This window comes from Streptomyces sp. CNP082 (genome assembly GCF_059570535.1).
Genome location: NZ_JCANSZ010000030.1, coordinates 66,118 through 89,590, shown reverse-complemented (window position 1 = coordinate 89,590; position 23,473 = coordinate 66,118). Strand labels below are relative to the sequence as shown.

Sequence of the window (23,473 nt, the reverse complement as noted above, 5' to 3'; positions counted from 1 at the left end):
GAGAACACCAACGGCCTGCTGCGGCAGTACTTCCCCAAAGGCACCGACCTGTCCGTCCACAGCCCAGAAGACCTCGAACACGTCGCCCAGCAACTCAACNGCCGACCACGCAAAACGCTCGGCTGGAGAACACCAGCCGAGCGCCTGCGTGATCTACTGACGACCACGTAAGCCATCAGGTGTTGCGAGGACCCCGAGAATCTGCCCAGCGCGGGCCCTTCCGGACGGCAGTCACTGCGGAGACGGCGGCGAGCCGCCGTCTCCGCTCAGCCCTTGCGGGCCTTGACCTCCCCGGTGAGCTGCGGGACGACTTCGAAGAGGTCGCCGACCACGCCGTAGTCCACGAGGTCGAAGATCGGCGCCTCGCTGTCCTTGTTCACGGCCACGATGGTCTTCGACGTCTGCATGCCGGCCCGGTGCTGGATCGCGCCGGAGATGCCGGCCGCGATGTAGAGCTGGGGCGAGACGGTCTTGCCGGTCTGGCCGACCTGGTGCGAGTGCGGGTACCAGCCGGCGTCCACCGCCGCGCGGGAGGCGCCGACCGCCGCGCCGAGGGAGTCGGCCAGCTCCTCGATGATGCGGAAGTTCTCGGCGCCGTTGACGCCGCGACCGCCGGAGACGACGATCGCCGCCTCGGTCAGCTCGGGGCGGCCCGTCGACTCGCGCGCGGTCCGGCCCACGACCTTCGTACCGGCCGCGGACTCGCCGAAGCCGAACGTCAGCTGCTCCACGGCGCTCTCGACCGGGGCGGCCTCGGGGGCGGCGGAGTTGGGCTTGACGGTGATGACCGGGGTGCCGCGCGAGACGCGCGAGCGGGTGGTGAACGCGGCGGCGAACACGGCCTGGGTGGCGACCGGCCCTCCCCCGGAGGCTTCGCCCTGGGCGGTGCCCCCATCGCCGGCCTCGACGTCCACGGCGTCGGTGATGATGCCGGAGCCGATCCGCACCGCGAGGCGGGCGCCGATCTCCTTGCACTCCACCGACGACGGCAGCAGCACGGCGGCCGGCTCGACGGCGTCGTACGCGGCCTTGAGCGCGTCGACCTTCGGTACGACGAGGTAGTCGGCGAACTCGGCGGCGTCGGCGGTCAGCACGCGCACCGCGCCGTGCTCCGCGAGCACGGGCGCCGCGGTGTCGATGCCGGTGCCCAGGTGGACGGCGACCGGGTCGCCGATCCGGCGGGCGAGGGTCAGCAGCTCCAGCGTCGGCTTGCGCACGGCGCCGTCGACGTGGTCGACGTAGACGAGGACTTCAGTCATGGATCTCGTTCTCCTGCGATACGAGGGCGGAAGGCGGAACGGCGAAGGGGATGCGGGTGCTCAGATGAACTTCTGGCCCGCGAGGAACTCGGCGAGCTGCTTGCCGCCCTCGCCCTCGTCCTTGACGATCGTGCCGGCGGTGCGCGGCGGGCGCTTCACGGCGTCCTCGACCTTCGTCCAGGCGCCCTCCAGTCCGACCTCCTCGGCGTCGATGCCCAGGTCGTCCAGGTCCAGGGTCTCCACCGGCTTCTTCTTCGCCGCCATGATGCCCTTGAACGAGGGGTAACGGGCCTCGCCCGACTGGTCGGTCACGGACACGACGGCCGGCAGCGCCGCCTCGAGCTGCTCGCTGGCGGCGTCGCCGTCGCGGCGGCCGGTGACCTTGCCGTCGGCGACGGCGACGGCGGAGAGCTGGGTCGCCTGGGGCACGCCCAGGCGCTCGGCGAGGATCGCCGGCAGCACGCCCATGGTGCCGTCGGTGGAGGCCATGCCGCAGACGACGAGGTCGTAGCCGACGTGCTCGACGGCCTTGGCCAGGACCAGCGAGGTGCCCATCACGTCGGTGCCGTGCAGGTCGTCGTCCTCGACGTGCACGGCCTTGTCCGCGCCCATGGACAGGGCCTTGCGCAGCGCGTCGCGCGCGTCCTCGGGGCCGACGGTCAGCACCGTGATCTCCGCGTCGTCCGCGGCCTCGGAGATCTGCAGGGCCTGTTCGACCGCGTACTCGTCCAGCTCCGAGAGCAGGCCGTCGACGGCCTCGCGGTCAGTGGTCAGGTCCTCGGAGAAGTGCCGGTCGCCGGTGGCGTCGGGCACGTACTTCACACAGACAACGATCCTCAAGCTCACGCCGGCTCTCCTACCGCTTCGTATCGAGACACTGCCGTGCTGGCAGCATAGGCGCCATCGACGGCCGCCACCGGGCGGGTCCGGTGGCCGTCGACCATTTTATTACTCACCAGTACACCCGTACGTGCACCTGCCGTTCAAGGCTGCCCGGTTGTGACATTTCCTACGTGCCCCGGGCCCTTTGGCGCCCCCGGCTCCGCCGGCCCCTGCGACTCCTCCGGCACCGCGGCGCCCAGCGCGGCGATGACGTCCGCCTTGCGCGGCAGGCCCGCGGCGCGGCGCACCACCCGGCCCGCCGCGTCCAGCACCAGCACCGTCGGCGTCCGCTCCACGCCCAGCCTGCGGACGAGCCCGAGGTGGCTCTCGGCGTCCACGTCCGCGTACGCCACCCCCGCGACCATGCCCGCCACGTCCGCGAGGATCCGCCGCGTGGCCGCGCAGGGGCGGCAGAAGGCGCTGGAGAACTGCACGAGGGTGGCCCGCTCCCCCAGCTCCGCCGCGCCCAGATCCCCCGCCGTCAGCCGCTCCGCCGCCCGCTCCACCGTGCCGTCCGCCATGCTCTCCAGCATGCAGCACCGCCGGGCGGAGGCGACAAGGTCCTGTCACGCCGAAGAGGTGGGGGCTGGCGCCGGGCGCACGCGTCGTGCACGATCAACCAGTACGTACCTACGCGCGCGTAACTTCCGCCGGGAGCTCCTGACCCTCCGGGCCGGAGAAGGGACCAGCCCGGCATGGCAGAACTCGTCTACCCGCCCGTCGTCGGCATATGCAGAACCGCCTTCAAGGCGATGGACCTGCGCATCGACCTCAAGGGCCAGGAGCACGTGCCGCGCCGCGGCGGCGCGGTCCTGGTGAGCAACCACATCAGCTACCTGGACTTCGTCTTCTGCGGCTACGCGGCCCGGCCGGCGAAGCGGTTCGTGCGCTTCATGACCAAGGAGTCGGTCTTCCGCCACCGCGTCTCCGGCCCGCTGCTGCGCGCGATGAAGCACATCCCGGTCGACCGCGCGCAGGGCGGGCAGGCGTTCACGCAAGCGCTGCGGGCGCTGCGCTCGGGCGAAATCGTCGGGGTCTTCCCGGAGGCGACGATCTCGCAGTCGTTCACGCTGAAGTCGTTCAAGTCGGGGGCCGCGCGGCTGGCGCAGCAGGCGGGGGTGCCGCTGCTGCCGATGGCGGTGTGGGGGACGCAGCGGATCTGGACCAAGGGGCGCTCGCGCGACTTCGGCCGGAACCATCTGCCGATCACGCTGCGCCTGGGCGCGCCGGTGCCGACCGGGGACGGGGTCGCGGACGCGCCGGCCGACGCCGACAGGGCGCACGAGGACGCGGAGAAGCTGACGGAGCGGCTCAAGGCCCGGATCCAGGAGCTGCTGGAGGCGGCGCAGAGCGCGTACCCGGACCGCCCGCGCGGGCCGGGTGACGACTGGTGGCAGCCCGCGCACCTGGGCGGCGGCGCGCCGCTGCCGGGCGTCTGACGGCGGGCGGGGCCCCGGGCCGGGGTGAGGCGCACCCGCGGCACCCGCCTGAGCCGGGTGCGGTGCGGTGCGGTCGGCGGGCGGGCCTCAGGCCGGGTCGCGGATCTCGATATCCGCGCCGGGCGAGCTCTTCTGCAGCGCCTCGGCCAGCTCCTGCGCCGCCGCGGTCAGCTCCTCGTACGTCATGGGCTCCTGCCGCTCCAGCAGGAACAGCGCGTTGGCGGACTCCTCGGTGAGCCGGGTGCGCACGCCCTGGCGCCAGTTCCAGCGGCGGCAGGTCACGCCGGTGCCGTCGCACCAGACGACCTCGCCGGGCTCGGGGTGCTCCTCGTCGAAGCGCTCCTCGCCGGTGGCGCGGATGAGGTGCATGTCACCGTCGATGCGGTCGGTGTCCTCACCGCCGACGGGGACGAGGTGGGCGACGCTGACGGCGTTGTAGATGTCGACCAGCCGGTTGATGCGCGGCAGGCCGGCGTCGGTGAGGGCGCGGCGGGCCAGCGCCTCGGCCGAGTTGCGGAACTTGGACGGCTTGGCGCCGAAGGCCGCGTACGCGGCCCGCCACGCCTGCATGTGCGGGTCCTGCTGCGGCGGGGTGTCGCCGAGGCGGGCGGCCAGGCGGCGGGCGGCGTCGTCGAGGAGCGCGGCGCCGGCGGCGTCGCTGGGGCCGCCGACGAGGCCGCGGGCGACGACGGCGACGTGGGCGAAGCCGGGGGCGAGGGCGCGTACGTCGTCGGCGACGTGGGTGCGGAGGGTCATGCGGTCCTTCTGCGGTCTGGGGCGGGTCGGCGGCCGGTCGGCCGGCGGTGGGGCTCGCCCGCTGGGCTCGGCGGGCGGTCGTGTCAGTGGGGCGGCCTGCCCTTGGGCGGGTGTGCGTGGTTGTGGGTGCTTTGCGGCTGTGGAGTGGGATTCTGGGGCGTTAGAGGGCCGTGGGGAGGATGCGGTCCAGGTGGCGGCGGTCGGCGGCGGTGCGGAGGGCTTCGAGGGTAGCCGGGTGGGGTGCCGCGCGGACCAGCGGGTCGTCGTGCTCGCCGGCGGCCGGGTCGGGGACGAAGGCCAGTTGCTCGCGGTCGAGGCGGAACTGCGCGTCGACGCCCGGCTTGTTGCCGCGCGGGTCCTGGCGGATCCAGGCGCGCCCGGGCAGCCGCAGCGCGACGAGGCCGTGCAGCACGCCGAGGTGCTGGTAGCAGAAGCCGGCCGGTATGCCCTGGGCGCGCAGCAGGGCGACGAGGGCGTGGGCCTTGGCGTAGCAGATCCCGGTGCGGGCCCTCAGCACGTCCGAGGCGCGGCAGGTGACACGCAGGTCACCGGCGTCGTTGGAGTGCGGGATCGTGTCCCGTACGAACTCGTAGGCACCCTTGGCGTACGCCTCCGGCTCCCGCGCGACCTCGCGCAGCCGGTACGCGGTCCCGGCCACGAGCGGGTGCTCGTGGTCGACGACCGCGTCGGCGGCGAGGTACGCGGACAGGCCGTGCCGCTCCTGCTGGAGTTTCATGCAACCGAGCGTATAGGCATGCGGCGGCCGTGTCCTCCGCATTTCCTGCGGCCGCGTCCTCCGCTGTCCCTGCGGTTACGTCCGCCGCATTTCCTCCGCGACGGCGGCGGCGAAGGTGTCGACGTCCTCCGGTGTGGTGTCGAAGGAGCACATCCAGCGCACCACGCCGTCCGCCTCGTCCCAGAAGTAGAAGCGGAAGTCCTTCTGCAGCGCCAGGGACACGTCGTGCGGCAGCCGGGCGAAGACGCCGTTGGCCTGCACGGCGTGCAGCACGTCCACGCCGTCGATGTCCCGTACGCCGTCGGCCAGGCGGCGGGCCATCGCGTTGGCGTGGCGCGCGTTGCGCAGCCACAGGTCCTTGGCCAGGAGCGCCTCGAACTGGGCTGAGACGAAGCGCATCTTGGAGGCGAGCTGCATCGACAGCTTGCGCAGGTGCTTCATCGCGCGGACGGCGTCAGGGTTGAGCACGACGACGGCCTCGCCGAGGAGCATGCCGTTCTTCGTACCGCCGAAGGAGAGGATGTCGACGCCGGCGACGTTGGTGAACGCGCGCATCGGCACGTCGAGAAAGGCCGCCGCGTTGGCTATCCGGGCGCCGTCCAGGTGGACGCGCATGCCGCGGTGGTGCGCGTGCTCGCAGATGGCGCGGATCTCGTCCGGGGTGTAGACCGTGCCGTACTCGGTGGCCTGGGTGATCGAGACGACCTGCGGCATGGCGCGGTGCTCGTCGTCCCAGCCCCGTGCCTCGCGGTCGATCAGCTCGGGGGTGAGCTTGCCGTCCGGCGTCGGTACGGTCAGCAGCTTCAGCCCGCCGACGCGCTCGGGGGCGCCGCACTCGTCGACGTGGATGTGCGCGGTGTCCGCGCAGATCACCGCGCCCCAGCGGTCGGTGACGGCCTGCAGCGCGACGACGTTGGCGCCGGTGCCGTTGAAGACCGGGTAGACCTCCGCGTCCATGCCGAAGTGGCCGCGGAAGACGTGCTGCAGGTGGGCGGTGTAGTCGTCCTCGCCGTAGCTGACCTGGTGGCCGCCGTTGGCGAGGGCGATCGCGGCGAGGATCTCGGGGTGCACGCCGGCGTAGTTGTCGCTGGCGAAGCCGCGCGCCGCCGGGTCGTGGCGGCGCTTGGCGTCGGTGCGCCGGCGGTGTCCTTCGGCGGCTCCCGGCCCCGCCGGGGCGGTCGCGGTGGTCACTGCTGGACGGTCAGCCACAGGCGGGTCCCGTTCAGTTCCTGCGCGGGCCGGTCCCAGACCTCCGCGATGTCCTGTGCAAGGTCCTCGACGTCGGTGAAGCCCGCGAACTTCGCGTTCGGCTTGGCCTCCCGCATCGCGTCGTTCACCAGCGCCTTCACCACCAGGATGACGGCCGCCGCGGCGGGCCGGTCCAGCCCCTCGGCTTCCCCGGCCTTGCGGAAGCCGTCCGCCATGGCCAGCGTCCACGCCTCGGCGCCGGCCTTGGCGGCGGCGTACGCGGCGTTGCCCGCGGTGGGCTGGCTGGCGCCGGCGGCGCTGACGAGGACGTAGCGGCCACGGTCGCTGCGCCGCAGCAGCTCGTCGAAGGCGAGCGAGGTGTGCTGCACCGTGCGCAGGAGCAGGTCGTGCAGCACGGCCCAGTCGGCCAGGTCGGTGTCGGCGAAGGACCGCGAGCCCCGCCAGCCGCCGACGAGGTGGACCAGGCCGTCGACCCGGCCGTAGTCCTTCTCGATGCGCTCGGCCCAGGCGCGGGCGGCGTCCGGGTCGAGCAGGTCGACGGTGTCGCCGGTGACGGGCACCGCGCCGCCGCACGCGGCCCGTGCCGCGCTGACGCTCTCGGCCAGCCGCTCGGCGTCCGCGTCGCAGCCGACGACGGTGGCGCCGGCCCGGGCGAGGCGGCACACGGCCGCCCGGCCCGCTGGCCCGCCCGCACCCGCCACGGCCACGACGGCTCCGGCGAGCGGGCCGCCGTCTCCGTTCCTGTCGTCTGCCCCGGGACTCATGACGATCTCCTCCTCGCTGCCCTGCCGGCCACGGGGTCCGTCACGCGGCTTCCGCCAGCTCGGCGGTCTCGGCCGTGATGCCCCGCGTCGACTCGATCACCTTGCGCAGCTTCTTGGCAAGGGCCTCATAGAACATGCTGAGGGGAAACTCGTCGGGCAGCACGTCGTCCACGAGCTTCCGCGGCGGCTTGTCCAGGTCGAGCGCGTCGGGGCCCTTGGCCCAGGTGGAGCCCGGGTGCGGGGCGAGGTAGGTGGACACCAGGTCGTACGCCTTGAACCAGTGCACCAGCTTCGGGCGGTCGATTCCCTCGCGGTACAGCGTCTCGATCTCGTTGCGCAGCCGGGCGGTGACCTCGCGGGCCCGGTCCCAGTCGACGGACAGCCGGTTGTCGGTCCAGCGCAGCGCGTCGTGCTTGTGCAGGTACGCGAAGAGCAGTTGGCCGCCGAGGCCGTCGTAGTTGCGGTTGCGCTCGCCGGTGACGGGGAAGCGGAACAGCCGGTCCATCAGCACGGCGTACTGCACGTCGCGGCCCTGCGGGAAGCCGTCGGCGGCGAGCTTGCCGGCCTCGTAGAAGGCGGTGAGGTCACAGCGCAGCTCCTCTATGCCGTACATCCAGAACGGCTGCCGCTGCTTGATCATGAACGGGTCGAACGGCAGGTCGCCGTGGCTGTGCGTGCGGTCGTGGACCATGTCCCACAGCACGAACGTCTGCTGGGCGCGCTCCTGGTCGGTGAGCAGCCCGCGGGCCTCCTCGGGCAGCTCCAGGCCGGTGGCCCCGACGGCCGCGGTGCTGACGCGGCGGAAGCGGGCGGCCTCGCGGTCGCAGAAGATGGCGCCCCAGGTGAAGCGCGGCGGGACCTCGCGCATGGCGATGGTCTCGGGGAAGAGCACGGCGGAGTTCGTGTCGTACCCGGCGGTGAAGTCCTCGAACGTGATGCCGAGGAACAGGGGGTTGTCGTAGCGGGTGCGCTCCAGCTCGGCGAGCCAGCCGGGCCAGACGACGCGGATGACGACGGCCTCGAGGTTGCGGTCCGGGTTGCCGTTCTGCGTGTACATGGGGAAGACGACGAGGTGCTGCAGCCCGTCGGCGCGGCGCTCCGCGGGGTGGAAGGCGAGCACCGAGTCCAGGAAGTCGGGCACGCCGAAGCCGTCCGCGGCCCACCGGCGCAGATCCGCGACGACCGCCTCGTGGTACGCGGCGTCGTGCGGCACCAGGGGGGACAGCTCCCCCACCGCGGCAGCGGCCCGCTCGACGGCGTCCTCGGCGGCGGGGCGCGACAGGGCGCCTTCGGCCTCGAAGTCGATGGAGCCGTCTTTCGTCTGCCAGGGACGGATCTCCTCGACGGCGGACTTCAGCCGCGCCCAGGCGGGGTGCGCGACTACGCGCGGGGCGTCCGCGGCGGACAGAACGTCACCTTCCGCGGTCGCGGAAGCAAGAATTTCCGTCATGGACCACTCCTACGTCAAGAACTTCCTGTGTGGCCACCGTATCGCTGGACCATGATCCCGCTCAAGGCGGCCACAGGAAAAACTTGCGTGATCAACGGGCACGGAGCGTAAATCTTCCGGCGAGTCGAGGTTTAACCCCTGGCCCTTCCCGTCGCCGGTGCCGTACGGGGGCCACCTGGACGGGCGAGCAGCCGCGTGGGCGGGTGCTCCCGCGCAGGGGTGACGCCGCCCGCGGCCCTGCCGCGACCCGCCGTGCGGACGCCGCACGACCGGTGTCGATCTCCCCGATGTGGCCTAGGCTTTGCGCCAGTCTGTGACGGACCGCCGACGGAGGGCGAGAGCGCAGTGTCATTTCTGACCATCGGTCACCGCGGGTTGATGGGCGTCGAGCCGGAGAACACGATCCGCTCCTTCGTCCGCGCGGATCGCGAAGGCATGGACGCCATCGAGCTCGACCTGCATCTGAGCAAGGACGGCCACCTGGTCGTCATGCACGACGCCGACGTGGACCGCACGACGGACGGCAAGGGCCCCGTCGCCGACTTCACGCTCGCCGAACTGCGCGAGCTGGACGCCGGCCAGGGCGAGCGCGTCCCGACCTTCGACGAGGTGGTCGAGGCGGTGAAGGGCCGGCTGCAGGTGGAGATCAAGGACGTCGCCGCGGCGAAGGCACTCGCCGCCGCCCTGACCGCACACGACCTCACCGGCCGCGTCGAGGTGCTGTCGTTCCACGACGAGGCGCTGGCGGAGATGCGGCAACTGCTGCCCGACGTGCCCCGCGTGCTGGTCGCCAGCCACTACGGGCTCGGCGTGGTCGAACGCGCCCTCGGGGTCGGCGCGGTGACGCTGTCGCTGAACATCCGCCGGCTGACTCTGGAGCTGGCCGACCGCGCGCACGAGGCGGGGCTGAAAGTCATCGCCTGGACCGTCAACACCCCCGAGGAGCTGAAGCTCGCCCGCGGCCTCGGGCTGCAGGGCGTCGTGACGGACGTCCCGGGGATGAAGCACGCGGTGCGCTTCACCGCCTGAGCCACCGCGCGCTCCCCCTGCGCCCGCTCCCTGCGCCTGTGCGCTCGGGTGCGGGCGTACGGCCGCGGGCAGCCTTCCGTCAAAGCGCCCTGCGCCCCGGGCCGGCGCCGGCCGGGCTCCGCAGCCGTGCCGCGGGGCCGCCGTCGTCGTCCGAGGGGGCCGCGGATGCACGGACCGCCGCTCGCCGGCCTGCTGCTGACCGCGCTGTGCGCGGGGGTCGGCGCGCTGTGTCTGGTACGGATGCGGGCCGTCGCCGCCGGGGAGCGGCGCGGCGCCGCCGGGGACGCGCTCATGGGGCTGGGGATGGCGGCGATGGCGCTGCCCGCGGGGCCGCCCGGGCCGGCGGCGTGGGTGGCGGGCGGGTTCGCCGTGGTCTTCGGGGCCGTGTTCGTACGGGCCCTGCTGCCGCTGCGCACCGCGGGGCACCACCTGCACCACGCGATCGGCGCGCTGGCGATGGTGTACATGGCGGTGGCCATGGGCGCGGCGGACCACGGCGGGCACGGCGCCGCCGGCGGGCTGCCGGCCGTCACCGCGGGGCTGCTGGCGTACTACGTGCTGTACGTGCTGTACGGGGGCCTGCGGCCGGTCGCCGCGGGCGCCGGGGGGCGCCGGGGGGCTGCCGGAGGCGGGGCAGGAGCGGCCGGGAGCGGGGCGGGGGACGGCGGCTGGGCGGTGCGGCCGGAGCTGGCCGGCGCCTGCCGGGTCTGCATGGGCGCGGGCATGGTCGTGATGCTGCTCGCTATGTAACGATCACCGCTTCCACGTTCGGATCCTCCAGATGACCAGCGGCTCCACCTGCTCCGATATGGACCGAGTCATCAATGGTTACCGCATGGTTGACAGGTGGTTCACATAGATCATTTCCCATTTGCTCCCCAGTTGATCACCACATGAGAAGGCCCCGCCTGCCGGTGGATCTGCGGCGCGGCAGGCGGGGCCGTCTGGTGCCCCGCCCGCCGCGGGGGGCGGCAGGCAGGGCCTTCCCCGCGCCCGAGGGAATCGCCGTCGGCGCGGGGGGTCTGGGTCAGTGCGGGGGTACGGCTGGCGAGGGTGTGGTGCGGCGAGGGGCAGGCAGGCAGTCGGGGTGCGCATAGACCATGGAGCCGCCGCCGGATTCGCCTGCCTCGCCGACGGACTCAACGGGGTGCTCCTTGGTGCCGGGCCGCCCGCAGTGGGTGCAGTACCTCATGGCCGCACCCTCGGGGTTCCGCGCTTCATGTCGCACTGCGGGCAGATCATGCCGTACTCGCCGAACGGCCGGAGGTCCGTCTTGGCCCCGCAGGCGCAGCGTGTCCCGCGCCGCCGCGGCTCCGGCCGGGGTTCGGGTAGTCGATCGCTGTCGGGGGTGGGGCGCTCGGGTACCGTCTCGTTAGTCTGGGTCATGGCTCCTGCTCCGCTCAGAGAGTCCACGCCCCCGGGTCGTCGCCACGGCCGCGGGGGTTCTTCGTGTCTCACCGTACCGCCAACTGCGTCCCTCTGCGTCCCACCGCGGTGGGACGCGTTCCCCAGATGCCGGGTGCGGTGGCCAGCGTCAGGCTGTGATCATGAGCGGTCTGCCGCAGTATGACTACGAGAAGCTCGCCGACCGGATCGAGGCTGAGATCCGCTCGGGGAGGCTCCCGGTCGGCGCGCGGCTACCCGGTGAGCGGGAGATGACGGACCTCTACCAGGTGAGCATCGGCACGGCCCGGCGGACGGTCCGCGAGCTACGAGACCGCGGTCTGGTGGCGACGCTGGCGGCGAAGGGCACCTACGTGCTCCAGCCCCCGCCGGCTGACACACCCTCACCGTAGGCTGGCAGGATGCCGCCACCCCCACCCCGAGCGCGCCCGGCTGCCACTGTGCAGCGGGATATCGACGCGTGGTTGCGGCTGCCGGAGGTGCTGCGGCAGGCGGTGGATCCGCGGCGGGAGGTGCTGCCCCGGCTGTGGGCGGAGTGGCTCGCGGCGGACCGCGGGGACGTCGCCGAAGCGGCGTGATCAGCGTGCGGCGCGGATCAGCTTGAGGCAGTCGTCGCACCAGCGTTCGCCGGGCTTGTCGAGGCGCAGCGAGATGTTCCGCCTGTCCCACGGCAGGGTGATGCCCTCGTCGTCGCTGCACGCGATGGGCTGGAAGTCGGCGACGACCGAGCCCTTCGGCTTGTGCCAGATCAGTTCCTGCGTGACGCCACCCGGTCCGGTGACGCGTTCGGGGATAGCCAGCATGTCCTCAGTCTCCTCTCGGTGTTGCGTGACGCAGCCCCCGCGCGGGGGCGGGGGCTGGGGCAGGCGCGCGATCTCAGTCGGCGGAAAGCTGGGCGTGCAGTGTGCGGAGGTCGCCCATGGTGAGGCCGGTGCGCACACCCTGGCCGTAGATGCCGCTCGTGGCCTCGACCATGAGGCGGCTGTCCGGCTCGTCGGCGAACAGTGCCAGCACGTGCGCCAGCGCCTCCGTGGGCGTGGCGGGCGCGTCTCCGTACTGCTCGATCGTCTCGCGACGGATACGGTCCATGCTTCGCATGATGCTCAGTCTCCTGTCCACCCGGCATTTCTGTACCCCCAGAATCTCGCCGCCTCTTCCCGCCGTCAAGGGGTTGTGTCATGATTCTTGGGGGTACAGAAACAGGGAGGTGCCAGCATGGCAAAGGTCGGCCGCCCGGCCACCGGAGTGACCCGCAAGCGGGGCATTCGCGTGCCCAATGGGCTATGGGATGCAGCCGTCGAGGAGGCGCATGCCGAGGGGACGACCGTGGCCGCCTGGGTGAACGCCGATCTCCAGCGCCGCGTCAACGCCGCGCGCAGACGGCGCGAACGCGGCGACGAGGCTCCCCAGGATGTACCTCGTGACCGCCGGTGAGATCGATGCGATCCCCGACGGCTTCCCGCGCCTGATCGTCCAGTACTGACCGCGCGCACGCGAAGAAGCCCCGTCGCCCGGGAAGGGCGACGGGGTTTCTGTCACGTGTACTGCCGTCGGGCGGGATCGAGTGCCGCGGCGAGCGGGCCCGGCCGGTCCGGATCCGGGGCGGGCTCCTCGTCGGCCGCGCACGTGTAGTGGGTGGAGCCGTCCGCGTTCGGTGTGCACGTGTAGGTGACGCCGCCGTGCGTGAACGTCCACGACGAGGGCGGCGGTCCGGCGGGGCCGCGCTCGCCCTGCGGCCCCTGCTGACCCTGGGGTCCGGCCGGGCCCGGTTCGCCCCGTGGCCCGACGGGGCCGGCTTCTCCCGCGGCGCCTGGCTGGCCGTCGGCTCCGGGGCTCCCTGCGCGCCCTTCGGCGCCAGGGGTTCCGGGCGGACCTGTCGGTCCGGGGCTGCCGTCGTCGCCCGGCCGGCCCTTGTCGCCGCCCGGCCCGCGGGGTCCGCGGTCGCCGCTCTCGCCGGACGGTCCGGTCGGTCCCGGGTCGCCGGTCTCGCCGCGCTCCCCCGCCTTGCCGGGGTCACCGGCGACGGGGTCGCCGCCGAGCTGCTCGACTTGAGCGGCCAGGCGGTCCCGGTCCTCGTCGGCCTCCCGCAGATCATGGGAGAGGCCCTGGATCCACACCACCAGCAGCGCGAACGACGCGATCCCGCACAGCACCGCGACGGCGAACACGATGTCCTTGCGCCGCTGGAACTGCTCGTGCTTCACATGGTCGCTCACGCCCCCGCCCCCCGAGAGTTCAGATAGAGCTGCAGCAGGAGCAGCAGCACAGGGGCGATCAGCGCGGAGAACGCCAGCCGGCGGTCCGAGCGGCGCCTGTCGTCGGCTGCACGCCTGTCCGCATCCGCCTGCCGCGCGGCCGTCGCGCGCGCCTCCTCGATGGCCGTCACCCGCTCAACCAGCAGGCGCAGCGCTTCTTGTCCTGCCTGCTGCTCCAGTTGGTAGCGCTCCATCGAGACCTTGCCGTCCAGCCGGGCGCCGTACTCCCGCAGGTCCTCCTTGAGGTCGGCGTGCACGGCCTCCAGGCGGCGGACCACCTCACCGAGAGTCGGCTCATCCGGCACCAAGCCTCCCTAGGGTCAGACGCCGGGCGCGGCCGACGCGCTGTTCTTGTCGCCGACGACCTTCGCGAACACGCCCTTCAGTAGGGAGCCGGCCGCGGCGAGCCCGGCCGCGCCGACGCCCTCCCAGAACGAGGCGGACAGCATGTCCGCGGGGCCGGCGGCGACGAGGAGCCCGGCCGCGGTGACGACGAACGTGGCGAGCACGCGCTCGAACAGGTCGCGGGCGTAGGTCTGCGCGGTGCGCGCGATGTTGGTGACGTTGGACATGGGTCATGCCTTCCAGTACAGGCCGCGGACGCGGCTGCGGGTGATGAGCGCCTCGGCGGTGTCGCCGGAGCGGGCGGGGAAGTACGCCAGCTCGAAGCGCAAGCTCTCGTCCTTCTTGATCTCGCCGGTGGCGGAGAAGTCGACGAAGCTCTTGCCCGCGGTGGTGGTCCGCTCGATGATCACGTCGATCCAGCGGGAGCCGTCGGGGCGGTAGTGGTAGAAGCGGCCCTGCAGTGTGCCGCCCGCCGCCGCGGTGACGTTCAGCTTCACCTGCACGCTGTACGACTGAGCGCCCTTGACGAGGTCGACGCCGTCGATCGACAGCGCCTTCCAGTCGCCCGGCGCGCGGGTCTTCTTGCCGTCGTCGGTACGGCCAACGGTCTGCGGCACGTCGGTCTCCTTGGGGGTTGTCACGATCGGCACGTCGTCTCCCGGCGGGTTGGCGAGCAGCGCCTTCACGCGCGCCCGGAACGCGGGCATCGACACGTCCGCGCCGCCCGGCGAGGGGCGGGGGTCGATCTTCTGGTTCGTCCACTCCTTGTGGCCGATCACCGACTTCTCCGACCAGCCGTGCGCCCGGCAGATCGCCGCAGCCCACCGGGCCATCGCGTCGACCTGCACCTCCGGCCACGGGTCGCGGCCGTTGCCGAGGTTGATGCACTCGATGCCGTAGAAGCGGTCGTTGCCGTCGGTGTTCTGCTCGTTCGGAGCGGGCGGTGTGGTGCCGTAGGACTCGTCGACGACGGCACGCAGCACGTCGCCGTCGCCGGAGCCAGCGTGGTTCGCCCGGCCGTGACCGACGAGGAAGATACGCCCGTCCTTCGCGGCGACGGCGTGGCACAGCGGGCCGGGCAGGTCGGAGCGGCCGTTGTAGCAGAGGGCCACCGAACCGTCGGTTCCGGACGTCACCGTGTGGTGGATCATCACGCCGTTCACCGGGCCGAAGTGCAGGCCCGTCGCGGCGTCCCGCTCGTGGGTCTCCCACGACCGGTACTCCACGACCTCGACGCCCTCACGCTTCAGGACCGTCTTCATCTGGGCGGCGGACAGGGGGGTTGCCATGGGCGCCTCCTGGGCATGAGGAAACCCCCTGCTCGGGGGTGTTGGTGTGGTGCGGGCGGGTCAGGTCCAGGACTTCAGGTCCGCGTAGTTCCAGCCGTGGACGAACTCGTACTTGGGGGCGCCGCTGGACCACTGCAGGACGGGGTCGGCGCCGTCGGCAGCCACGCGGTTCGCGACCTGCCCGAGGTCCCCGCGGTAGACCTTGCAGCCGTCGAAAACGAACCCGCCGCGCGTCTGCGCGCCTCCGGCGTAGCGGACGTAGCCGCCCAGCGAGCAGTCCTGGAAGCGAACAATGGGCGCGATCTGGCCGGACCAGATCGCATTGCCGGCCACCGTGTACCGCTCGTGGGTGTACGAGCCGCTGTTCTGTGACGAGCCCTGATCGGAGCAGGAGACGAAGGTGAACATGCCGTCGGCGGCCTGGCTGTTGAGGATCTTGTGTCCGGAACCCTTCGGCTCGAACCGCACCCGGGACACGAGCATCTGGTTGCGGTCCGGCAGGTTCGACTGCGCGTTCGGCCAGTCGAAGAAGGTGATCGTGCCCGACGAGCTGTTCGCCGACCACGAGCCGTTCTGCACCGTCACCGACCCGCCGCGGCGGAAGCGGAACAGCGTCCCGCTGGCGAGGCTCAGTGAGCAGTCGCGCACCCAGTAGTTGAGGAACTGGTTCTCGCTGACGTTGTTCGTCAGCCCGGAGTGGAAGAACGCATCGCCCCACGTCGAGGAGGGCGCCGTGAACAGCCGCGCCATCGTGAACTCGCTGTTGAGGTTGCCCGAGGTGCCGCCGTCGAGGCCGATTGCGCGCTGCCACGACCCGGTCCATTCCAGGTCGGAGAGGTGCCAGCCCTGGTTGAACGCGCCGCCGCTGGTGGAGTACAGGTACGCCCACACCGCGTTGCTGCTGGCCGCGGTAAACGTGGCCCCGCGCACCGTCAGCCACCGGATCCGCGGCGCCGCCGCCCGGATGAAGGGGACGGAGTCCGTGCGGTCCCAGTAGATGCGGGTCGACCGGATCCCGGCGCCCTCGATGACCAGGTTCTCCAGCATCGCCGGCAGACTCGGGTCGTCTACGAGCAGCGGCGCCGTCAGGTGGTACTCGCCAGGCGGCAGCACCAGGCGGCGCTGCACCGCGTTGCCGATGCGGTCGGCCAGTACCTCGTTCACCGCGGTCTGCAGCGCCGTCGGCGTCGTGTCCGCGGCGACAACCTCCCAGGGGCGCTCGCGTACCGCCGTGCCGCTGGCGCCGACGTTCGCCTCCAGGGTCGTCACGCGGGTGGTGAGCCCGGTCAGGCTGTCGTTGATCTGCCCGTCGAGAGTTTGGACGAGTGCGCCCAGCTCCGTCGTGGTGATCCATACCCGCGGGCCGGAGCCGCCGCTGGCGTCCGCCCACATGCCCAGCAGACCGTCCGGCCCGCCGAACTGGGTAGACAGGTGCCCGTTCTCGTCGGCGACGACCGCGGACGGGTCCAGCGCCGTCGCCTTGTCCGCCTCCGTCAGATCCGTGTACTGCGTGCCGCCGGAGGGCGTGTTGTAGAACGTGACGCTGGCGCCTGGCACGAACGTGACGGTGTTGTCGTCGCCGGGGGTGATCACATAGTCGGCGATGCCGCCGCCGAACAGCCAACGGGCCATCAGTCCACCACCCACGTGATCGTCGTGCCGTTCACTGAGGAGCCCGACGGAACGCCGGTGTGATGAGTCAGGTACGCCACCCCGGCCTTGCCTTCCGCGTTGTTCCCGGCGTACAGAGTCACCCGCCCGGCCCCCGCACCCGACCCGGCGATGTAGATAGTCGCAGGCTGGTCCCGCGTCGGATGCCGATAGGCGGCCGGGATCAGCACCGGCAGCCGCGAATCGTCGCCGCCGCTCAGGTTGCCGCCCGTGCGCTCGAACGTCCCCAGCCGCAGCGTCACCACACCACTGCGCTCCTCCAAGACGGACGAGCCGCTGATGCTCCACACCGAAGCGCTGCTGTCGACGGTGACCTCGCCCGAATTGCTGTAGATGACCCGCCAGGCGGCGCCGTCCCAGCCGAGCCACCTGCCTGTGTTCGTCTCGTGGATCATGTCGCCGCGCCGCGGCGACACCGGCCGCGTGGTGGAGGTGCAGGGCTTGCACCGGCCGCCGATGAACTCCTCATAGCGGGTGACGCTGACGCTGGACGCGCCGTTGGGGACCGAGACCAGCGCGAGCGGCACCTCCCACACGGTGCCGCCCGCACTGGAGTCCTGCCGCAGCAGCGCCGGCGACCCGGCACCCGGGGTGCCCTGCTTGACGACCGCCCGCAACTCCCATGTGGAGCGGTCCAGCCGCAGGCACACCCAGTCGACCCGCGGCGACCCCGACGAGTTCGCCGCGATCTCCAGAGTGTCCCCGGAGCCGTCGGTCTCCCAGTTGAAGCCGCGCACCTGGGCCCGCCGGTTCGCGGCGATCGTCACCGCCAAGCCGACGCCCGCGGTCACCACCGCCGACTGCGACGGGTTGCCGTCGACGCCGTCGTCCGTGAAGCGGGCCGCCACACGCTCCCACTCGGCCTCCGTCAGCGCGCCGCTGTTGTAGTCGCTCTCGGGGAAGCTGATCTGCGCCATGTCACCTCCGGGTCTCTACACGCCCGAGGCGACGGGCGAGGGTGCGGATCTGCTGGACGAGTCGGGTATCGGTGGTCTGGTCGCCGGTGCCGATGACCGTGGTGACCTGCTCGCCCTCGTCGGGGGTGTGGGTGAGGGTCATGGAACGCACGATGTCGGCGACCTCAAGACCGGTCGGCAGCACTACGGACACGCGGTCACCGAGGCCGAAGTCGCGCCCGGCCCGCAGGTCTTCCGTGTCGACGGTGACGGTGGACAGGCTCGCGGTGGGGTTGTCGTTGCCGAACTCCAGCGCGCCGGCTTGGGTCAGCTCCCCGTTCGCGTTCGTGGTGCCGCTCTGGTCGACGACCTTCTCGACGCGGTACCAGTCGACGTGTGCGCCGGAGGTGACCTCGACGAACGCGCGGGATCCCTCGTCGCCGCCGATGACGAGCTGGCTCGTGGCGGTGGGGGCGCCGAGGGTGTAGTTGTACGCCCTGAGGTTGCCGAAGTCGCGGGAGAACCGGGCGGTCGCCGTGAGGTCTTGCGGCTCGTACACCTGGAAGTGGATCTGAGTTCCGACCTGGACGGTGCGGAAGCCCAGCCCGTCGCCGGACGCCACGGTGCGGCAGGCATCGAGAAGGGACTCGAAGCGGGTCGTGATCGCCGTGCTGCTGCCGATGCCCGCCGCGGAATCGAGCACCATCTGCTCGATGCGCCGGATCGACAGCGCGCCGGGCCCGCAGTTCTCGTCGACCAGCGTGCGGATGATGCTGCCCGCGTTCGTGGCGGTGATCTGCCGGGTGGCCTCCGTCGCGGTCGTCTGCGACTCGAACGTCGCGGCCGGGTTCGGGTAGGTGACGTACCCGGCGACGCGCGCCAGATCGTCGGAGAACGCCGCCTTCACCACGCCGGGGTCGGGTTCGCTGTCGGACCACTCGCCAGCCTGCGGCTCCTCCAGCGGCCCCGCCATCCAGATCGCGCCGTCGCGCACGACGACCAGGCGGTTGCCGGGCTGCAGCAGCTCCACGACCTCCGGCCATGCCGGGAGGTCCACAGTCCCGGTGCCGGGCTCGTTGAACCGCACCTCGGCCGTCAGGTTGGACCAGCCGTCGAGCGGATCGCCCAGCGGCTGCAGGGCCTTGTCGGTGACGAGGAGGGTGACCGCCACGGACCACCCCCTGTCACGCGGTCTCGTAGCGCGGGTTGTACACCAGGTCCACGGCTGAGCCGGGGCCGGAACCGGAGAGGGCGAACGTGACGGCGTTGTCACCGGGTCTCAGGGACCAGAGCTGCGCGTCCGGCCAGTTGAGCGTCGGCGTCCAGTTGGTGCCGTCCTGGTAGCGCACCTGGATGGGGTCCGTGCGGACGGTGACCTGCTCGCCCGTCAGGAGGTTGCCGTGGCTGATCGGCGCGGCGTCCGGATCGAGGGTGAAGCTCTCGCCCGTCCCGGTGTGCGTGAAAGTCGCGCTCGATGCGGGACCGGTGATGACCCACGTCGGCCACACCTCTACGTCGCCTGGGTTGGTGACCGTGGTGTCGCCGAGCACCTGCCCGGACGAGATCGTCGGGAACGGGTTGAGGAAGGGGGTGCCCGTGGCGTGCTCGCGGTGGACGGCGATGGGCACCGGGTCGTACCAGTACGGATCCTCCGCCAGGAGCGTTACCACGGCGTTGTCGACGAGGCGGCCGTAGCCCTGATCGGCCTGACCTTCCCAGCCCTCCCGGTAGGTGACCCGCAGCCGTCGGCGGGAGCCGTCCGGCCGAGCGATCTCCAGGATCCCCGGCCCCTCGCCCGAGCGCAGCGTCCGCGTGAACGCCCGCGCCAGCGCCCGCCAGCGCGTCACGAACTCCATGTGGTCGCCGCCCCGCACGTGGAGCGGCCAGATCACATCACGCACCTGCGGCTGGCTGTGCCGCAGCCGGCCGCCGCCGCGCGGCTGGGGGTCGATGGTGTGCTCGTACACGACCGCGCCGAGTCCGCTCACCTGCGGCAGCGTGTGCCAACCGCGGTCATAGTCCGTGAGCGGCCACGGTGTACCCGTCGGGTCGTAGTAGATCGCCGAGGCTTTCCCGACGCCCGGCAGGTCGACTGGCGGCGGCGGCTCCGCGGGGGGCGGCTCGACGATGCCGCCGGTGATGATCGGCATTCAGCCTGCCCTCCCCACACGGAGTTCCGTCTCCTTCTGCCGCGTCACCCGGTCCAGGTCCCGCACGCGGAAGTCGGCGGTCCTGGCGTTGATCTGGTAGGTGACGTTCGGCCGGTCGCCCATCGCTGCGAGGACGCCGTCCTCCAGCGCCTGCGTCTGCCGCGGCGTCAGCACCGCCTCGGGGCTTCCCGTGCCGTTGGTGACGAGGTGTGTGCCCGGCTGGAGGTAGCCGCCGCTGTCGTACCAGTTGTGGCGGTTCCAGAACGACATGGCGCCCGCGGGCGACCCGTAGCGGCCCTTGATGTACCCGAGGCCCCATCGGATCTGCGTGACGGGGTTGGTGCGCCAGTCCTTGCCGGCGCTCGCCATCTTCGACCCGGGAAGCGCCTGCGGGATGCCGTAGGCGTCTGACGTGGGGTTGTCGGCGTTCCAGCGCCAGCCGGACTCGCGGGTCCACAGCCGCTCCAGGGACGGCCACTGGTTCTGTCCCCAGCCCCAGCGACCCAGCATCTCCCTGGCTGCCGCCTTCGCTGCCGCCGGGGACTTGCCGGTCGCGTTCGCCGCGATCGACGGCCGGAAGCCGTACCAGGAGGAGAACATCGGGTGGAAGGCGCCGCGCGCGCTCTTGCCCATTCGTACGCCCACGCCGCCGGCGCTCTCGACGTTGACGCCGTTGAGCGTGCCGCCGGCGTGCCCGACACCGGCATGCGTGATGCCGATCATGTACGGGGCGCGGAGCCCGCGGACCCATCCGTCGGGTGCCCGCCCGCCCGCGAAGGCGTGAGTGGAGAACACCCGCTGATACGGGTTGCGGCCCTGGATGACGTTCTGGATCGCCGAGAGTATGCCGGTGCAGTCGAACCCGGACGGGCCGACGCCTCCCCACAGGTAGGGCTTGCCGACCTGCGCCCGCGCGAACCGCATGGCGGCGCTGACCCGTTCGCCCCCGCCGGCTCCAGCGACGACGCCCTTCAGCCCTTCCACGATCATCCGCGGGAGGCCGGCGACCATCGCGCCCCACGCGGTGTCGTCCATCCCCTTCAAGGGCTTGAGCAGCGGATCGAGCAACTTCCCGAGGTTCTTGATCGGGTTGCGGAGGAAGTCCACGGCGTTCTTGATGCCCCCGAGGATCTTCCCGCCGATCCCGACGGCACCGCCGACGATGTCACCGATGCCACCGAGGACACCGCCCGACTCCATGAGCTGCCCACCCGCGGCGTTCCAGAGATCGAGTGCCCTGGTCCGGTACTTCGGATCGGTGGGAATGACGAATTCCGGATGTCTCGGGTTGCCCTCTCCGACGATCGCCGTGGGTCGGTTGAAGATCCCGGGCCCGGCCGGGACGGTGCCACCGCGCGCGAGCAGCGGCAGCTTCTTCAGGTCCGGGACGCCCGGCACCCACCCGGCGACCTTCTTCCAGATGCGGACGATGCCGTCGTTCCACACCACCCTGAGGACCCAGTTGATCGGCTTCTTCGTCAGACCGCGGATCTGGTCCCACGCCTTGCCGATCGCGTCCTTCGCACTGCGGAAGGCGTCTGCAACCCGCCCGACGGCCCGCCTGATCGCGTCGAACGCCGGCCGGATGCCCTGCCGCCATACGCCGCTGATCTTGCCGGAGATCCAGTTCCACACGGGCCCGATGACCTTGTCCCGCAGCCACCGGAACGAGCCGGCGAACGAGCCGCGGATGCGCCCCTGGATGGCGTCGAACACCCGGCGGATCGCGTCCCACGCCGTAGAGACCGCGCTGCGGATGCCGCGCCACACCGGCCGAACGACGCGCTCGTACAGCCACCGGAACGCGCCGGCGACGTGCTTGCGCAGCCACACCTGGAGGCGCGCCAGCCACGTGATGACCTTCGCGACGACCTTCACCGCAAACGTGATCATGAAGGTGGCGAGCTTCAGGAAGGGCGGCAGGATCTTCGACGTGATCGCGACCCCGAGGCGCAGCCCGAGGGCGATCAGCTTGATCAGCGGCGGCAGGATCGGCAGCAGGGCGACCAGGAGGTCGATGACCGCCTTCACCAGCTCGCCGAGCGCCGGCAGCAGTGCCCGCCACAGATCGCCCGTGAAGCGGACCATGATCTGCGCGATCTGCCCGATGAGCGGCAGCAGCGGGCGCAGCGCGAGTCGCACGAGCAGCAGGAACGCGTCGATCAGCGCGGGCAGTACCTTGACCAGCCCGCGGACGATGGTCTTCGCGATGTCCACGAGGATCGGCATCAGGTCGTTGAGGATCGGCACGAACTCGCCGACCAGTTCGCGCACGACCCCGACGATCGTGGGCAGCAGCCCGGCCAAGCCGCGAGCCATGCTCGTGATGGCGCGGGCGACGAGCGGCAGGATCGGCGCCAGCGCGGCGATGACCGCCTTCACCAGCTTGATCCCGACGGGGATCAGCGGGCGGATCACGGACAGCACCGCGCGCACCCCGGCAGCGAAGGCGTTTGCCAGCAGCCCGGCAACGGTGCCCAGGAGGCGCACCAGCGGGCGCAGTACTGGCTCCAGCGCGGTGAACACCTGGGCGACGATGCGACCGATGAGCCGCACCACCGGAACCAGCGCGCGGATCACCGTCGTCAGCGGCCCGACGAGAGCCTTGACGATGGAGATGATCACGTTGAGGAGTGGCCGGATCGCGGGCGCCAGCGCGCGGATGATCGCGGTGATGAGCTGGGCGATCGGCTGCAGCAGCGGGGTGATCGCTGCGACGACCTGCACGAGGGCGCGGCCGACCATGACGACAACCGGCATCAGCGCCCGGATGATCGGCAGCAGCGCCGCCCCCAACGCCGCCGCGAGCTGCGACAGGACGGGACCCGGGGCCTTCGCGATGGACGCGATAGCGGGGGCGATGGCGGCGAGCAGCGGAACCACCGCGCGCACCACGGCGCCGACAACGGGCAGGATCGCGCCGACGATCTGCGCGACCGCCCCGAACAGCGTCCGCAACTGCGCCTGGATCTCCGGTGCGGCAAGGATCTTCTTCAGCTCGCCGAAGACGCCGCCGAGCACGCCGAGGATCTCGCCGCCCGCGTCCGCGGCGGCCTTGAAGAGCTGCCCGAACGTCGACAAGACGTTGGCGACGAGCGTGCCGAGTTGGGAGATGACGGCGAACGCCGCGTCGATCGCGTCCTGCAGGCCCCCGGACGCGAAGCCCTTCGCCAGCCCGTCGGAGAACGATGAGACCGTGCCTGCGAACTGGTCCAGCAGCCGGTTGAACGCCGGCTGTGCGGCCTGCGCCAGCGTCGAGAAGGCGCGGATCAGGTCCGCGGGGACCGTCTCCAGCCGCGCGAAGCCCTTGTTCGCGCCGGAGAGGATGCGATCCAGCGCGCCGGACTTGGCCATCTCAGTGATAGCGCCGGCCGCGTTCTTCGCGATCGAGTTCCAGATGCCCGCCGTGTCGGTGAGCCTCCTCCCGAGGATCGGCAGGGTGGTGCGAGCGAGGGACGTGACGGTGGCGTCGAGGCCGACGAACAGCCGGTTCTGCACCGGCAGGCGCATCGCGTCCCACGCCGGTTTGACGTCCTGGAGCGAGCGCACGAACAAGCGAGCAGACGGCGCCAGCCCTTTCATAGCCTCGTTGAACTCTTCGGCCTTCGAGGGATCGAAGGCGGCCTTCACCGCGTCGGCGACACCGGTGAGACCAACCGTCAGCGCACCCGCCGCCGTACCGGCAGTCGCCAGAGCCGGAGCCAAGGTCGCGGCGGCGCCGGCCGCGGACGTGATGTTGGCGCTGATCGCCACCCCGGCCAAGACGCCCAAGCCCTTCAGCCCGGTCGAGAACGCCCTCGTGAAGCCGACGCCCGCGGAGCGTCCTGCGGACGACGCCCGCGAGGACGCCTGCCGGGACCAGTCGCCCTGAAACTCCGGGCGGATGGAGACGTAGCCGCGTCCGACGAGGACACCACCGGGACCGGCCACCGCGCACCC

Annotated in this window: 25 protein-coding genes; 6 read left to right on the top strand and 19 right to left on the bottom strand. The window is 71.8% G+C overall.

Annotated elements, in window-relative coordinates; translation table 11 throughout:
- Positions 1-171, top strand: a 171-nt coding sequence (locus B124_RS23125) for a transposase (protein ID WP_496504847.1), incomplete at its 5' end; no start/stop codon positions are given.
- 95 nt (positions 172-266) lie between these two features.
- Here B124_RS23125 and B124_RS23120 read toward each other — a convergent pair.
- The 3 genes from B124_RS23120 to B124_RS23110 all read right to left on the bottom strand — a co-directional run bounded on the left by B124_RS23120 (position 267) and on the right by B124_RS23110 (position 2,674).
- Positions 267-1,259 carry an electron transfer flavoprotein subunit alpha/FixB family protein gene (locus B124_RS23120; protein ID WP_496504845.1) on the bottom strand — a complete coding sequence of 331 codons (993 nt, stop codon included), beginning with the start codon at positions 1,257-1,259 and terminating at the stop codon, positions 267-269.
- Positions 1,260-1,319: 60 nt separating this feature from the next.
- Positions 1,320-2,105, bottom strand: a complete 786-nt coding sequence (locus B124_RS23115) for an electron transfer flavoprotein subunit beta/FixA family protein (protein WP_496504844.1) — start codon at positions 2,103-2,105, stop codon at positions 1,320-1,322.
- Positions 2,106-2,242: 137 nt separating this feature from the next.
- Complete coding sequence (locus B124_RS23110; protein WP_496504843.1) at positions 2,243-2,674, bottom strand: thioredoxin family protein; 432 nt, start codon at positions 2,672-2,674, stop codon at positions 2,243-2,245.
- A gap of 162 nt (positions 2,675-2,836) precedes the next feature.
- On the opposite strand from B124_RS23110, the gene B124_RS23105 reads away from it, so the two are divergent.
- Entirely contained in the window at positions 2,837-3,580 is a 744-nt protein-coding gene (locus B124_RS23105) for a lysophospholipid acyltransferase family protein (protein WP_496504842.1), read from the top strand.
- Between the two features lie 87 nt (positions 3,581-3,667).
- Here the strand turns inward: B124_RS23105 and B124_RS23100 are convergent, their stop codons facing one another.
- The 5 genes from B124_RS23100 to B124_RS23080 form a co-directional block, all read right to left on the bottom strand.
- Positions 3,668-4,336, bottom strand: a complete 669-nt coding sequence (locus tag B124_RS23100; RefSeq protein WP_496504841.1) for a B3/B4 domain-containing protein — start codon at positions 4,334-4,336, stop codon at positions 3,668-3,670.
- Positions 4,337-4,496: 160 nt separating this feature from the next.
- The gene (locus B124_RS23095; RefSeq protein ID WP_496504840.1) at positions 4,497-5,072 is read right to left on the bottom strand and encodes a transglutaminase-like domain-containing protein; all 576 of its coding nucleotides are present in this window, start codon (positions 5,070-5,072) and stop codon (positions 4,497-4,499) included.
- A gap of 75 nt (positions 5,073-5,147) precedes the next feature.
- Entirely contained in the window at positions 5,148-6,263 is a 1,116-nt protein-coding gene (locus B124_RS23090) for a threonine aldolase family protein (protein WP_496504839.1), read from the bottom strand.
- Positions 6,260-7,045 (bottom strand): SDR family NAD(P)-dependent oxidoreductase, encoded by a 786-nt coding sequence (locus tag B124_RS23085; RefSeq protein ID WP_496504838.1) that lies wholly within the window; start codon positions 7,043-7,045, stop codon positions 6,260-6,262. The genes B124_RS23090 and B124_RS23085 overlap by 4 nt, the downstream gene beginning before the upstream one ends.
- 40 nt (positions 7,046-7,085) lie before the next feature.
- Entirely contained in the window at positions 7,086-8,495 is a 1,410-nt protein-coding gene (locus B124_RS23080; protein WP_496504837.1) for a DUF6421 family protein, read from the bottom strand.
- A 345-nt stretch (positions 8,496-8,840) separates the two neighbouring features.
- Here B124_RS23080 and B124_RS23075 point away from each other — a divergent pair, with 345 nt between their 5' ends.
- From B124_RS23075 to B124_RS23065, 3 genes are all read left to right on the top strand, one after another.
- Positions 8,841-9,524, top strand: a complete 684-nt coding sequence (locus B124_RS23075) for a glycerophosphodiester phosphodiesterase (protein ID WP_496504836.1) — start codon at positions 8,841-8,843, stop codon at positions 9,522-9,524.
- Between the two features lie 165 nt (positions 9,525-9,689).
- Positions 9,690-10,274, top strand: a complete 585-nt coding sequence (locus B124_RS23070; RefSeq protein ID WP_496504835.1) for a DUF5134 domain-containing protein — start codon at positions 9,690-9,692, stop codon at positions 10,272-10,274.
- A 797-nt stretch (positions 10,275-11,071) separates the two neighbouring features.
- Positions 11,072-11,320: a GntR family transcriptional regulator gene (locus B124_RS23065; protein WP_496504834.1), complete on the top strand. Its 249-nt coding sequence runs from the start codon at positions 11,072-11,074 to the stop codon at positions 11,318-11,320.
- A 186-nt stretch (positions 11,321-11,506) separates the two neighbouring features.
- Here the strand turns inward: B124_RS23065 and B124_RS23060 are convergent, their stop codons facing one another.
- Entirely contained in the window at positions 11,507-11,731 is a 225-nt protein-coding gene (locus tag B124_RS23060) for a hypothetical protein (RefSeq protein ID WP_496504833.1), read from the bottom strand.
- Between the two features lie 73 nt (positions 11,732-11,804).
- On the bottom strand, positions 11,805-12,017 hold the full coding sequence (locus B124_RS23055; protein WP_496504832.1) for a hypothetical protein: 213 nt from the start codon (positions 12,015-12,017) through the stop codon (positions 11,805-11,807).
- 126 nt (positions 12,018-12,143) lie between these two features.
- On the opposite strand from B124_RS23055, the gene B124_RS23050 reads away from it, so the two are divergent.
- On the top strand, positions 12,144-12,362 hold the full coding sequence (locus tag B124_RS23050) for a hypothetical protein (RefSeq protein WP_496504831.1): 219 nt from the start codon (positions 12,144-12,146) through the stop codon (positions 12,360-12,362).
- A gap of 101 nt (positions 12,363-12,463) precedes the next feature.
- Here the strand turns inward: B124_RS23050 and B124_RS23045 are convergent, their stop codons facing one another.
- The 9 genes from B124_RS23045 to B124_RS23005 are packed head-to-tail and all read right to left on the bottom strand — an operon-like array spanning position 12,464 to position 23,464.
- Positions 12,464-13,144, bottom strand: a complete 681-nt coding sequence (locus B124_RS23045) for a collagen-like protein (RefSeq protein WP_496504830.1) — start codon at positions 13,142-13,144, stop codon at positions 12,464-12,466.
- Entirely contained in the window at positions 13,141-13,488 is a 348-nt protein-coding gene (locus B124_RS23040; RefSeq protein WP_496504829.1) for a hypothetical protein, read from the bottom strand. The genes B124_RS23045 and B124_RS23040 overlap by 4 nt, the downstream gene beginning before the upstream one ends.
- A gap of 15 nt (positions 13,489-13,503) precedes the next feature.
- Positions 13,504-13,755 carry a hypothetical protein gene (locus tag B124_RS23035; RefSeq protein WP_496504828.1) on the bottom strand — a complete coding sequence of 84 codons (252 nt, stop codon included), beginning with the start codon at positions 13,753-13,755 and terminating at the stop codon, positions 13,504-13,506.
- Between the two features lie 3 nt (positions 13,756-13,758).
- Positions 13,759-14,817 (bottom strand): peptidoglycan recognition protein family protein, encoded by a 1,059-nt coding sequence (locus B124_RS23030; RefSeq protein WP_496504827.1) that lies wholly within the window; start codon positions 14,815-14,817, stop codon positions 13,759-13,761.
- A gap of 60 nt (positions 14,818-14,877) precedes the next feature.
- Positions 14,878-16,449 carry a hypothetical protein gene (locus B124_RS23025; protein ID WP_496504826.1) on the bottom strand — a complete coding sequence of 524 codons (1,572 nt, stop codon included), beginning with the start codon at positions 16,447-16,449 and terminating at the stop codon, positions 14,878-14,880.
- Positions 16,449-17,405 (bottom strand): hypothetical protein, encoded by a 957-nt coding sequence (locus B124_RS23020; RefSeq protein ID WP_496504825.1) that lies wholly within the window; start codon positions 17,403-17,405, stop codon positions 16,449-16,451. The genes B124_RS23025 and B124_RS23020 overlap by 1 nt, the downstream gene beginning before the upstream one ends.
- Position 17,406: 1 nt before the next feature.
- Positions 17,407-18,555, bottom strand: a complete 1,149-nt coding sequence (locus B124_RS23015; protein ID WP_496504824.1) for a siphovirus ReqiPepy6 Gp37-like family protein — start codon at positions 18,553-18,555, stop codon at positions 17,407-17,409.
- Positions 18,556-18,568: 13 nt separating this feature from the next.
- The gene (locus B124_RS23010; protein WP_496504823.1) at positions 18,569-19,534 is read right to left on the bottom strand and encodes a phage tail family protein; all 966 of its coding nucleotides are present in this window, start codon (positions 19,532-19,534) and stop codon (positions 18,569-18,571) included.
- A complete protein-coding gene (locus tag B124_RS23005; RefSeq protein ID WP_496504822.1) occupies positions 19,535-23,464 on the bottom strand; it encodes an aggregation-promoting factor C-terminal-like domain-containing protein in 3,930 nt (1,309 codons plus the stop codon).
- Positions 23,465-23,473: the final 9 nt, after the last annotated feature.